Source organism: Kribbella sp. NPDC000426 (assembly GCF_040300265.1).
Lineage (GTDB): Bacteria > Actinomycetota > Actinomycetes > Propionibacteriales > Kribbellaceae > Kribbella.
Genome location: NZ_JBEPDK010000005.1, coordinates 470,622 through 482,783 on the forward strand (window position 1 = coordinate 470,622; position 12,162 = coordinate 482,783).

The 12,162-nt window shown below is 69.5% G+C and carries 14 protein-coding genes; 3 read left to right on the plus strand and 11 right to left on the minus strand.

The window, feature by feature from the left end; genetic code table 11:
• Positions 1-62 precede the first annotated feature (62 nt).
• Positions 63-854 carry a TetR/AcrR family transcriptional regulator gene (locus ABT313_RS26385; protein WP_350859196.1) on the plus strand — a complete coding sequence of 264 codons (792 nt, stop codon included), beginning with the start codon at positions 63-65 and terminating at the stop codon, positions 852-854.
• Here the strand turns inward: ABT313_RS26385 and ABT313_RS26390 are convergent.
• From ABT313_RS26390 to ABT313_RS26435, 10 genes are all read right to left on the minus strand, one after another.
• Positions 849-1,820 carry an endonuclease/exonuclease/phosphatase family protein gene (locus ABT313_RS26390; protein WP_350859200.1) on the minus strand — a complete coding sequence of 324 codons (972 nt, stop codon included), beginning with the start codon at positions 1,818-1,820 and terminating at the stop codon, positions 849-851. The genes ABT313_RS26385 and ABT313_RS26390 overlap by 6 nt on opposite strands.
• 47 nt (positions 1,821-1,867) lie before the next feature.
• On the minus strand, positions 1,868-2,854 hold the full coding sequence (locus ABT313_RS26395; RefSeq protein WP_350859203.1) for an ArsR/SmtB family transcription factor: 987 nt from the start codon (positions 2,852-2,854) through the stop codon (positions 1,868-1,870).
• Between the two features lie 87 nt (positions 2,855-2,941).
• Entirely contained in the window at positions 2,942-4,492 is a 1,551-nt protein-coding gene (guaA, locus tag ABT313_RS26400; protein ID WP_350859206.1) for a glutamine-hydrolyzing GMP synthase, read from the minus strand.
• A 10-nt stretch (positions 4,493-4,502) separates the two neighbouring features.
• Positions 4,503-4,700: a hypothetical protein gene (locus ABT313_RS26405; protein WP_350859209.1), complete on the minus strand. Its 198-nt coding sequence runs from the start codon at positions 4,698-4,700 to the stop codon at positions 4,503-4,505.
• Between the two features lie 11 nt (positions 4,701-4,711).
• On the minus strand, positions 4,712-5,797 hold the full coding sequence (locus ABT313_RS26410; RefSeq protein ID WP_350859212.1) for a cytochrome P450 family protein: 1,086 nt from the start codon (positions 5,795-5,797) through the stop codon (positions 4,712-4,714).
• Positions 5,794-6,450, minus strand: coding sequence for a dethiobiotin synthase (gene bioD / locus ABT313_RS26415; protein WP_350859215.1), 657 nt, complete (start codon positions 6,448-6,450; stop codon positions 5,794-5,796). The genes ABT313_RS26410 and bioD overlap by 4 nt, the downstream gene beginning before the upstream one ends.
• Positions 6,447-7,568: an 8-amino-7-oxononanoate synthase gene (locus ABT313_RS26420; protein WP_350859218.1), complete on the minus strand. Its 1,122-nt coding sequence runs from the start codon at positions 7,566-7,568 to the stop codon at positions 6,447-6,449. Before ABT313_RS26420 ends, bioD begins: the two co-directional genes overlap by 4 nt.
• Complete coding sequence (gene bioA, locus ABT313_RS26425) at positions 7,568-8,839, minus strand: adenosylmethionine--8-amino-7-oxononanoate transaminase (RefSeq protein ID WP_502884026.1); 1,272 nt, start codon at positions 8,837-8,839, stop codon at positions 7,568-7,570. Before bioA ends, ABT313_RS26420 begins: the two co-directional genes overlap by 1 nt.
• A 132-nt stretch (positions 8,840-8,971) precedes the next feature.
• On the minus strand, positions 8,972-9,913 hold the full coding sequence (locus ABT313_RS26430; RefSeq protein ID WP_350859224.1) for a zeta toxin family protein: 942 nt from the start codon (positions 9,911-9,913) through the stop codon (positions 8,972-8,974).
• Positions 9,914-9,915: 2 nt separating this feature from the next.
• Complete coding sequence (locus ABT313_RS26435) at positions 9,916-10,305, minus strand: hypothetical protein (protein ID WP_350859227.1); 390 nt, start codon at positions 10,303-10,305, stop codon at positions 9,916-9,918.
• 169 nt (positions 10,306-10,474) lie between these two features.
• Between ABT313_RS26435 and ABT313_RS26440 the strand changes: the two genes are divergently transcribed.
• Positions 10,475-10,615 carry a hypothetical protein gene (locus tag ABT313_RS26440; RefSeq protein WP_350859230.1) on the plus strand — a complete coding sequence of 47 codons (141 nt, stop codon included), beginning with the start codon at positions 10,475-10,477 and terminating at the stop codon, positions 10,613-10,615.
• 97 nt (positions 10,616-10,712) lie between these two features.
• Positions 10,713-10,916: a hypothetical protein gene (locus tag ABT313_RS26445; protein ID WP_350859233.1), complete on the plus strand. Its 204-nt coding sequence runs from the start codon at positions 10,713-10,715 to the stop codon at positions 10,914-10,916.
• Positions 10,917-10,997: 81 nt separating this feature from the next.
• Here ABT313_RS26445 and ABT313_RS26450 read toward each other — a convergent pair whose 3' ends face one another.
• Complete coding sequence (locus ABT313_RS26450) at positions 10,998-12,161, minus strand: tRNA (adenosine(37)-N6)-dimethylallyltransferase (RefSeq protein WP_350859236.1); 1,164 nt, start codon at positions 12,159-12,161, stop codon at positions 10,998-11,000.
• Position 12,162: the final 1 nt, after the last annotated feature.

Here is a 12,162-nt window from a genome sequence, read left to right on the forward strand (position 1 = left end):
TCCCTCACCGACAATTCTCGTAGGGTATACGAGAATTCAACCGAGCGCCTATCGTTAGCGGCGTGAGTGAACGGCGAAGCGGTCAAGGTCAGCCGGACAAGACGCTGGCGTTGCTGTGGCGCAACCACCGGCGCCCCACGCCGGAACCGCCCGACGAGCCACTCACGGAGCAGCGTGGGGCGGGGCGGCGGCCGTCGTTGAGTGTGGATGACGTTGTGCAGGCAGGGATCCGGCTGGCGGACGAGCGCGGGCTTGCGGCGGCGTCGATGGGTGGGGTTGCCAAGGAGCTCGGCGTCGGCACGATGACGCTGTACACGTACGTGCCGTCGAAGGACGAACTGCTCGACCTGATGGTCGACCAGGTCCTTGTCGAACGCGAGCTCCCCGGCCCGGATGCACCACGCCCAGACGACTGGCGCGAACAGGTGGAGATCTACTCGCAGCAGACCCGCGCGATGTTCCAGCAGCACCTGTGGCTGTCGCAGGTCTCGACGGTCCGTCCGCCGGTCGGCCCGGGCATGCTGGCCGGCCGCGAGTACCTGCTGTCCGCAGTGCTCGGCCTCGGCCTCAGCGCGACCGAGACGAACACGGCTGCCCTCGCGATCACGACGTACGTCGATTCCGCCGCTCAGCTCGAGGCGGAGAGCCTGCTGGTCGAGCGCACCACGGGGCAGACCAACGACTCCTGGTGGTTCGAGCGGAACGACCTGTGGGAGACGTACTTCGACGTCGACAGGCATCCGGCGATGACGACGATCTGGCACGCGAAGGGGTACGAGTCGACCGCCGCCGACTCGTACCGCTACGGCCTGGACCGTCTCCTCGACGGCATCGAGGCGATGAAACCCCTATAGATCAAGGGAGATCCACGCCGGGTCGTGGTCCGTCCCGTCCCGGGCCAGCTTGCGTCGGCGACCGATGAACGACCCCGTCAACCGCGGCGCCAATGCCGGCGACATCCAGATCTGGTCGATCAGGTCAAACGACCGCGGCTGCCCCGTGTCCTTGAACGTCGACGTCCACGCAGGGCTCGCCGGCAACTGGACCGTCGTCTGCACAGTGCCGATCTCGGTCGGCGCCGTGAGCGCGCTGACCAGCCCGGCCTTCTCGTAGGCGACCAACGCGGACGAGTCCGGGGTGTCGTTCATGTCCCCGCAGAGCAGGTACCGCTGACGCGTGCTCATCCGCGACGCCATGATCCGCACGATCGTCTCGGCCTGCCGGGTCCGCAGCAGGTGCGACGCCGCCTCGGCCGCGGCCTGGTCCGCCACCTTGAAGTCGACGAACTTCGACTTCAGGTGCGTACCGAACACCGTCAGGATCTTCCGCCCGCGAGCGTCCAGGATCTCCGCCTCGACCAGATCACGCGAGAAGATCGGCCGGTCCGGTACGTCGGGATGGAACGTCCGCTGATAGCTCGTCACCCCGCCGATCGGCCGGCGCGACAGCAGCCCGATGTCGATGAACCGGGTCGAGTCGTTGCCGTCGATCACCATCACGTGCTGGTACGTCCCGTTCAGGTGGTCGCGGTTGAACTCCCGCAGTACGTCGACGTTCTCGACCTCCTGCACGATCCAGACGTCGACGTCCGCGCCGAGCAGACGCTCGGCCACCCGGTTGGTGTCCTCGGGCTTCTTCGCCGTCAGCAGCTTGCCGTTCCCGTCGAGTTGCAGCCGCCGCCGGTGCTCGTCGTCGAACGTGTACGTCGCCGGCACCGACCCGGTCCCGCTCGCCAGTACGTCGACCGCGCCCTCGAAGTTCCACCGGTCGAACAGGTTGTTCAGGTTGAACGTGCCCACCGTGAGAGCCGTGTCCCCCACCTCCCCTAACGGAAAGGTACGCCGCCGTCACGCATTCCGGACACTGTTCAGGTGCGGATGCCCGACAGGACATCGGCGCCGACCGGGTTGAGGCTGTGCCGGACGGAGCTGCCGATGCGATGCGTCGTGACGAGGCCCGTGTCGTGCAGGATCCGCGCATGCTCGCTGGCCGACGCGAGAGAGATGCCGACCCGCGCGGCCAGCTCACTCGTCGAGCACGCACCGACCGAGATCCCCTTCAGAACAAGCGCTCTGGTCTTCCCCAGCAGGTCGGCGACCGCGCGCTCGCGATCGGGCCGCCGTACGACGACTTCAGGCTGACCGGGATCGGGCCGGACTGGATACACCAGCACCGGCGGCAATGAAGGGTCGAGCAGCATCATCGGATACTTCCAGCAGAAGAACGACGGCACCAGCCGCAGGCCGCGACCGTTCAGGTAGAGGTCGCGGTCGATGTGCGGCGTGTCCACCGACAACACCGGCGCCGACCAGCGCAGCGATTGATGCAGCTCCGGAATCAGCGACTCGAAGCCGTTGCTGGCCACCGTGTCGTTGTGTCGCGCGACCGCCGACTGGATCGTGGTCGCGATCATCGGCATCTGCGGCGCGATCTTGGTCCGGTGGAACGACCGTAGCCCGTGCACCAGCCGCGACATCACCTTCGCGTCGCCGGTCGCGAGCCGCCGGGTCCAGGCCGGCAACCGCACGCTGTCGGACAGCCGCCGCAGCTCCGACCTCAGTTGAACGGCCGGCGTCGCCGCGACCGCGGTCAACCCCGCGTCGAGCCCGTCCCCCGCCGCCCGCGGCGTGAGGAAATCCGGCGAGTATCCGACCGGCGGCGTCAACGCGAGCAACTCCTGCTCGAGCGCACTCAAGCGGGACCGGGCCCGCTCCCGCCAGGCCCCGTACACCTCCGGCTCTTCGTCCCCTTGCAGGACATGAAGCCCGAGTAGTACCTCCCACAACGGATCCGGCCGCTGCGCGATCGTCGTCCTGGCCAGGTCCGTGCATTCGAAATGAATGCGGAACGCCACGATGCCCTCCCCCGAGGAAGTCACCCACCGTGGTCAGCAGGCGACCCTCCGACGATAACAGCCGTCGGGTTCACCCGCTGTGACGCGTTACTCCCACTCGATCGTGCCCGGGGGCTTGCTCGTGACGTCGAGCGTGACCCGGTTGATCTCGTCGACCTCGTTGGTGATGCGGGTCGAGATGCGCTCGATCACGTCGTACGGCAGGCGGGCCCAGTCGGCGGTCATCGCGTCCTCGCTGGTGACGGGCCGCAGTACGACGGGATGCCCGTAGGTGCGGCCGTCGCCCTGGACGCCGACCGAGCGGACGTCGGCCAGTAGGACCACCGGGAACTGCCAGATGTCGCGGTCGAGGCCGGCCGCGGTGAGCTCCGTACGGGCGATCAGGTCGGCCGCGCGGAGGATGTCGAGCCGCTCGCGGGTGACCTCGCCGATGATCCGGATGCTCAGGCCGGGACCGGGGAACGGGTGCCGGTAGACCATCGTCTCGGGCAGGCCGAGCGCCAGGCCGAGCTCGCGGACCTCGTCCTTGAACAGCGTCCGCAGCGGCTCGATCAGGCTGAACTGCAGGTCGTCGGGCAGACCGCCGACGTTGTGGTGCGACTTGATGTTCGACGTGCCCGCGCCACCACCGGACTCGACCACGTCCGGGTACAGCGTGCCCTGGACCAGGAATTCGATGTGCCGCTCGGCGTCCACCTTGCGCGCGGTCGCCTCGAAGGTCCGGATGAACTCGCGGCCGACGATCTTGCGCTTCGTCTCGGGATCTGTGACCCCGGCAAGCGCGCCCAGGAACTGGTCGGAGGCGTCGATCGCCTCGAGCCGGATCCCGATCGCGGCGACGAAGTCCTTCTCGATCTGCTCGGACTCACCGGCCCGCTGCAGACCGTGGTCGACGTACACGCAGGTCAGCTGGTCGCCGATGGCCTTGTGGACCAGGGCCGCCGCGACCGCGGAGTCGACGCCGCCGGACAGCGCGCACAGGACCTGCTTGTCGCCGACCTGCTGCCGGATCAGCTCGACCTGCTCGTCGACGACGTTCGTGGTCGTCCAGTCGCCGGCACAACCGGCGATCTCGTACAGGAAGTGCTCGAGCACAGCTTGCCCGGCCTGCGAGTGCAGGACCTCGGGGTGCCACTGCACGCCGGCCAGCCGCCGGTCCAGGTCCTCGAACGCCGCGACCGGAGCGCCCTCGGACGCCGCGAGTACGGCGAATCCGGCGGGCGGCGCGTGAACCGCGTCACCGTGCGACATCCACACGTTCAGGTCCTCGGGGATGTCGGCGAGGAGCGTGCCCGGCTCGCTGACGGTGACCGGCGTGCGGCCGAACTCGCGCAGCCCGGTACGCCGTACGTCGCCGCCGAGCGTCTGCGCCATCGCCTGGAACCCGTAGCAGATCCCGAACGCCGGCACGCCGGCCTCGAACAGTGCGGTCTCGACCCGGGGCGCGCCCTCGGCGTACACCGACTGCGGACCGCCGGACAGGATGATCGCCTTCGGCTCGCGCGCCAGCATCTCCTCGACCGGCATCGAGTGCGGCACGATCTCGGAGTACACCTTCGCCTCGCGCACGCGGCGCGCGATCAACTGCGCGTATTGGGCACCGAAATCGACGACCAGAACCAACTCATGCTGCGTCACCCGGCAAAGCCTATCGGTGCAGGTCAGCAGGGCTGTAATCCGCCGGACGCGCGGTCATCGGCAGCGGGTCGTTGGTGATCTCCAGCCCGGGGAACCGGCGCCGCATCGCGGCCTCGTACCGGGCTGCGCCGGGCTGGTCGCCGATGTAGTCGGCGATCGGATGGGGTCCGAACCACAGCCGCACCCGGCGGCGGGAGGTTGAGCTCACGGGAGGCGACGCTAGCGGCGGAAGTTGTCCTCGGCGTTACCGTCCGTTACAACCATGAGACGCCTCGGCGCGCGGAACGAGAGCAGGTCGATCATCGGCGGCTCCGCCACCAACCGCACACCGGCCAACAGCGCCTGAGCGCATTCCAGCGCAACCCGGGCCTCCAGCCGAGCCAGCCCTGCACCCAGGCAACGGTGGATCCCGATCCCGAACGCAAGATCGGCCGGGCCGCCATGTCCGGAAAGTCCGAGCAGAACCGGCGCGCCGGCCGGAAGCTCCAGATCACCGACGGTCGTCGGCGCCGACGTGACGCGCCGCCAGGTCGGCACCGAGGACGCCTCCGCCAGCGTCCGCTCGACCACCTCACGCAGGTCAGCGGGGTCAGGGTTCACCAGGAGCCAGTGGAAGGCGGTGGAGATGAGCTGGGTGGTGGTCTCCTGGCCGGCGATCAGGAGGAAGTAGGCGACGGCGCAGATCTCCTCGTCGGTCAGGCCGAGGGTTACCAGTACGCCGAACAGGTCGTCGGCCGGCGCCTTCCGGGCGGCCGTCGTACGCGCACGCAACCAGGCGTAGAACTCGGCCGCGCTGTGAGCCAGCTCCAACTGCCGGTCCTCGTCCGGCCAGCCCCAGAACAGCTCGAGCGAGTCCAAGCTCCAAGCTTTCAACGCAGGTACGTCGACATCGCGCAGCCCGAGCAGATGCAGTACGACGAGCGCCGGCGGCTCTGCGGCGATCGCCTGCACGAGGTCCACCTGCTCAGCGGCCGCGAGGCGTGCCGAGGCCGCAGCGACCCGGGCAGACGTCAGCTCGCGGGCGAGCGGCTCTACCGCGGCGACCCGCGCAGGACTGAAGAATCGGGCCACGGCAGCCCGGATAGGCCGATGGGACTCGCCCGCGTTGTTGGCCAGCGTCGGCGGCAGCGCGAACCCGACCCCGGACAGCACCCGCAACGCTTTCACCGACAACGGGCTGTGCGCGAGTACGGCGTTGTCCGGCCGGAACGTCGCCGGATCCAGCAACACCTGCCGGGCCAGCGCCGGGTCGTCGACGACCCAGTACCCGAGCGCCTCGTCGTACCGGGCCGGGCAACCGCTCACGCGAACCAGCTAGGGACCGCGGCCCGGAACGCCTCCTGGTCGAGGGCCCCGGCGCCGGCCGGGATCCGCGCGATCACCGGCACGCCGGTCACCGCCGGCAGATCCTCCAGGTTGCACTCCTCGGCGAGATCCGGCTCAGCCGGCCACGAGCCGATCACCAGCCCGTCGACGGGCAGCCCGCGGGACCGCAACGCCTCGACGGTCAGCCCGGCATGGTTCAGCGTTCCCAGCCCGGCCCGCGCCACGACAACGAAACCGAACGGTGTCGCCAGCTCCGCGGCCAGGTCCGCCAGGTTGTTGCCCTCAGCATCCAAGCCGACGAGGATCCCGCCCGCGCCCTCGACCAGCACGGTGTCGTTCGTCGCCGCCAGCTGATCGATCGCCTTGGCATGCGACGCGATCGGCGGCAGCACGACCCCCTCCCGCCGAGCCGCGGTGGTCGGCGCCAACGGATCCCGCAGCCGCACCCCTTCATGCAACTTCGTCAGCCCACTCAGCCGATGCACATCGTCAAGATCCCCGTGCTCATCCGGCGCCACTCCGGTCTGAGCGGGCTTCACCACCGCAACCGACCCAACAGCACGAACCGCCAGGGCAGCCGTCGTAACAGTCTTCCCGACGCCGGTATCGGTGCCGGTAACAAGCAGGATCATGAAACCTGTCCGATCGCGTCGACAATCACGGTGCACGCACGGTCGAGGTCGACGCCGGACAGACCTGCGTGAGCGGTCAGACGCAGGCGAGACACTCCGTCCGGAACCGACGGTGGGCGGAAACTGCCGACCCGTACGCCGTTGTCCAGACACAGCTCGGCGGCTCGGACGGTCTCCCGGGGGCCTGGCATGGGGATGGAGACCACCGGGCCGGCGGGGGCCGGGACGCCGGTCGCGGCGGCCAGGTGGGTGGTCGCGGCGTGGATCGCGGCTGGGCGGTGGGGTTCGGCGGTCAGGATTTGGAGGGCGGTGAGGGCGGCGGCGCAGGCGGGTGGGTTGAGGCCTGTGTCGTAGATGAACGGGCGGGAGCGGTTGATCAGGTGGTTGCGGAGGATCGCCGGGCCGAGGACCACGCCGCCCTGTGAAGCCATTGCCTTGGACAACGTCATCGTGACGGCGACGTGGTCGAGGCCGGACAGGCCGGCGGCGTGGACGGAGCCGTGGCCGTTGCCGGTGACGCCCAGGCCGTGGGCCTCGTCTACCAGCAGGAGGGCGTTGTGGGCTGCGGCGACTGCGGCCAGGTCGGTCAGGGGGGCCTCGTCGCTGAGGACCGAGAAGACGGACTCGGTCAGGATCAGCGCGTGCGGTTCGTTGCGTTCGGCAAGGAGTTTTTCGACGGCTTCGACGTCGTTGTGCGGGACGATCTCGACGCGGGAGCGGGACAGGCGGCAGGCGTCGACGAGGGAGGCGTGGACGTGTTCGTCGGAGACCAGGAGTGTGCCGGGTCCGCCGAGGGCGGTGACCACGCCGAGGTTGGCGAGGTAGCCCGAGGAGAAGACCAGTCCGGACTCCTGGCCCACATAGGCAGCCAGAGCGGACTCGAGCTCGTCGTGCAACGCCGTCGTACCGGTGACGAGGCGGGAGGCGGTGGAGCCCGTACCCCACACGCAAACGGCCTCGGCGGCGGCCTCGATGACCCGGGGATCCCGCGAGAGGCCGAGGTAGTCGTTGCCCGCGAGGTCGATCAGGTTCTCGTCGGCGGGCCGGGGGCGGAGGCGGCGGGTGAGGCCGCGCGACTCCAGGGCGGCGGCCTTCGGGGCGAGCCAGTCCTCGAGCATCAGCCGGCCTCCTCGACCGCACCCGTGATCGCAGCCGCGATCGTGGCGATCTCCTCGTCGGTGCACACGTACGGCGGCATCGTGTAGACGAGGTCCCGGAACGGCCGCACCCACACCCCACGCCGCAAGGCTGCTTCAGTCATCCGCGGCAGATCCACCGGCCCACCGAGCTGTACGACGCCGACCGCGCCGAGCACCCGCACGTCCTTCACCGCGGGCAACTCCCGCGCGCCGGCCAGCCCGGCCGACAACCCCGCGGAGATCGCACCGACGCGAGCAGCCCAGTCCTGCGACAACAGCAGATCCATCGAGGCCAGAGCGACCGCGCAGGCCAGCGGATTCGCCATGAAGGTCGGGCCGTGCATGAGCGCGCCACCCGGACCGTTCGAGACGGTTCGCGCGACGTCCGTCGTACAGAGCATCGCTGCGAGGGTGAGGTAGCCGCCGGTCAGCGCCTTGCCGACGCAGAGGATGTCGGGCTCGATGCCCGCGTGTTCGGAGGCGAAGAGGGTGCCGGTGCGGCCGAAACCGGTGGCGATCTCGTCGAGGATGAGGAGGAAGCCGTGGCGGTCCGCGAGTTCGCGCAGTACGCGCAGGCAGGCCGGGCTGTACGGATACATACCGCCGGCGCCCTGGAGGATCGGCTCGACGATGATCGCGGCGATCTCGCCCGAATGGTGCTCGGCGAGCGCAGCGATGGAATCAGCCCAGGCCTGCAACTCAGGATCGTCGGCAGGGCGGTCGAAGCCGGCGGGTGGCTGTGGGCCGAAGACTTGCTCCTTGAGCGCGCCGGTGAACAGCGAATGCATGCCGTTGACCGGGTCGCAGACGCTCATCGGCGCGAAGGTGTCGCCGTGGTACCCGCCGCGAACGGTCAGCATCCGCGTCCGCCCATTGTTGCCGCGGGCAACCTGGTACTGCAGGGCAAGCTTGATCGCGACCTCGACCGAGACCGAACCCGAGTCGCAGAAGAAGACATGCTGCAGCGGGGCCGGTGTGATCTCCACCAGCCGCTCCGCCAGCCGGATCGCCGGCTCGTGCGTCAGTCCGCCGAACATCACGTGGCTGAAGTCGTCGACCTGACTCTTCACTGCGGCGTCCAGCACCGGGTTTCGGTAGCCGTGGATCATGCACCACCACGACGCCATCGCATCGATCGCCTCGACGGTCCCGCCGGCGCCGTCGTCGAGCTGCAGCCGTACGCCGGACGCGCCGCGGACCAGCCGCACCGGTGACGGCGCGGTCAGCGAGGAGTACGGATGCCAGAGCAGCTCCGAATCCTGCTGTAGCAGCGCATTGACCGACTGTGACACCGTGTCCGCCTCCGTCCTGAGGACCCACCACGGTAATCGCTGCGCGCCGGCCGCGGCGTCGCGGGTGGTCAGGATGTGGGCGACATCTCCCTACTGCTGGGTGCCGGCCGTTGCGATATGCAACGTCACCGCATCCGGATGCAGCCGCGACCGAGCCATCGCGGTCACCGTCTTCCCGCCTTCGACCGACTCGTCGCGGATCCACTGCACCGGCGCCGCCAGCCCGATCCGGGCCACCTGCGAGGCGGTCTCCAGGAAGTTCCGCGACTCCACCACGGTCCACGGACGGTCACGCTCGTACGCGATCGCCTCGCCGGTCCGCACCGGTCGCTGCCACTGCCCGTCGACGGTGCGCTGGTTGCCATACAGCAACTGCCCGTCTGGACGCAGTACGGCGATCCGGTCGGCCCAGTCGCCCACGTCGATCAGCTCGGCGGCACGCAGCACACCGGCGTACCCGGCGTCGTGAAGGCTTTGCGGCGCGAGCCGGGCGAAGCCGTAGGCCTCCAGAGCACGCAGGTGACGCTCGAGCACGCCGAGGCGGCTGAGGGCTTCGGCCACGGCCAGGATCGCGACCTCGACCTGGTACCCGGCTGCCTTGAAGCGCTGGGCCGAGGCCGCGAAGGCCTGCGGGTCGATGAGTTCGGTCTCGACGATCACGTCGTACCGCTGCTCGAGCACGTGTGTCTCGGCCATCCCGTACCAACGCCGGCCGTCGGCTTCGACGTCCGGGCTGGGCGTCGGCGGATCGTCGGTGATCGGCTGGTAGAAGCGCGGGTGGTACGGCTCGTAGGCGGACGGGTTGAGGACGATCGGACGGCCGCGGTGGCGCAACAGAGCGGCGACCAGCGCGGTGATCGTGGCCTTGCCGTCACCCGGCTGACCGCCGACGAACACCACCACCGGCTGCTCCTGCCGGCTCCCGGCGAGTTGGTCGGGCACGATCAGCTCGCGGAAGATCCGCGCGCTCTCCCCGGCATCCAGCAACTCCCGGTCGGCCGCCGCCGACCCGGTCCCCCACAGACTCGTCACGACTACTCCAGTGTCCCGTCGTCGTCCTCGTCTACGTCACCCTCGTCGTCCGCGTCGTCCTCGTCCAGGTCATCATCGTCGTCGACTTCTTCGTCTTCGTCTTCGTCGTCGATGATCAGGAGGTCGTCGGCCTCTTTGCGGATCCGCTTGATCGCCCGGGTGTCCAGCGGGGTGAGCTCCTGCCCACGCGCGGCCCAGGCCTGCTGCTCGGTCCGCCGGGCCACCGCGACGTCGGGATCGGCAGCCGTTTCCTCGGCCGTGATCGGGCGGGCGTAGAAGCCGATCGCCTGTCGCACACCCTCCTGGGCGATCTCGTACGCCATCGCTTCGGGTGCCGACCATCGCGCCGTACCGAGCTCGGTGAGCACGTTGACGGCGGCGACGTTAACCACGCCCAAACGATAGCCGACGCGTCAGGTCAGTCCCCCACTCGGCCACCTGCGATGTGAACGCAGAGTGAACCCTGGTCGTGGTTAATCTTCCGATGCTTCGAACCAGCGGGGAACCGGCCGGCGACACCCGACGTCTGCTGGAGACAAGAACGATCACGAGGAGCATCAGATGCCGTTCGGCGAGAAGAACAGCGACAAGCCAAAGGGTGGGAAGAACGAGGGCGGGAAGGCAACGCCCTCCAAGGACCTGCCGATCCTGACCCCGGCGCGCCCGCCGCGGCGACAGGCACAGGGGCAGGGCCGGGGCTGACCGCCTCCTGCCTGCGACCCGGCCCGCGGTGCGGGCCGGGTGCTGCACCGACCGATCATCCGCCGCGGCTCGCGGCTTCGACAGGAGGAAACCTGATATGCCCTTCAGCAGAAAAGGCAAGGACCAGGAGCACGACAGCAACCAGCGGGAGAGCAACCGCAACCGGCACGAGCGCGGCGCGTCCCGCAAGCAGGCCGACCAGGCCCGCTCCACCAACCCCAACACCCGGCGCGGCCGCGACGCAGCCGCCGCGAAGAAGGCAGCCCAGCAGGAGCAGAAGAAGAAGGGCAACGGCCGCTGAGAGGCCGAGCCGTCCATCACGGACGACTGCACTGGCCGGGCAGACCGCATCGCGGTCTCCCCGGCGTGCTGCTTCGGTAGCTCAGCGGCGACGCGAACCGCGTCTGGAGTCGGGCCGCCCGGCCTGACCGGACTGTCCGGCGCGGCCGCCTGTGCGCTTGCTGCCGGCCTTACCTGAGCTGCCGGCCTTACCGCCGGACCTGGGGGCCTTGCCGGCGTCGCCGGAGCCGCCGGCCCGCCCGGACTTGGCCGGCTTGCCGGCCGCAGCTCGAGCAGGCGGGGCTTCGAGGGCCGCCTTCACCATGGTGAAGGCGTCGTTGGCGTTGCGGGCCGGGCGTACGCCGGTGAGCTTGGGGATGGCCGCGCGCTGGCGGCGGGTGTGAGTCTGGATCCGTTCGACCACGCGCTTGCGCACCTCGACCAGGTCGTCCGCGGTCAGGTTCTCGACCGCCTTGCCCCGGTCGAGCGCCACGTCGAACCACTCGGTGTACCCGTGGGTGTGGACGACCTGGTTCGGCGACTTCTGCCCCAGCCGGCGGTACTGCGACAGCACGTCGTACCGCTCGTCCAGCCCGAGGACCTCGTCGCGCAGCCCGCGCTCGACCTGATGGTCGTACGTCGCCGCGACCCGCTGGTCGATCTCGCTCGCGGACCGGTCGACCGAGAACACCACCTGCCGGGTCGCCGGCGCGACGGCCCGTTCCGGATCGTTGCCCATGGCCCGTGCCAGCGCGTTCACGATCGCGTCGTAGTTGTTCTCGTGGATCTTCGCGGCGCCCTTCGGGTCGAGCCGGCTGAGTACGGCGTACGCGTCCTCGGCCATGCTGCGGGGGAAGTCGCGGCGGATCGCGTTCCGCGCCTCGGCGACCGCGTCCACCTCCCAGCCCTCCAGCAGCGAGCGGACGTAGACGCTGGTGCCCCCGACAATCACCGGCACGCCGCCGGACGCCCAGGTCTGCTCCATGTGCCCGCGCGCCTGGGAGACGAACGTCTCCAGCTCGAGCTTCCGCACCGGTTCGGTGACGTCGATCATCGTGTGCGGGATGCCGCGCATCTCTTCCGGCGTCGTCTTGCTCGTGCCGATATCCATGTACCGGTACACCTGCCGCGAGTCCGCGGAGACGACCATCGTCGGCAGCCCGAGCTCGTCCTGGATCCGCAGACACAGATCGACCGACACCGCGGTCTTGCCCGCCGAGGTCGGCCCGTAGAGAGCGACCAGCAAACGAGGCGCGGCATCAGGCATG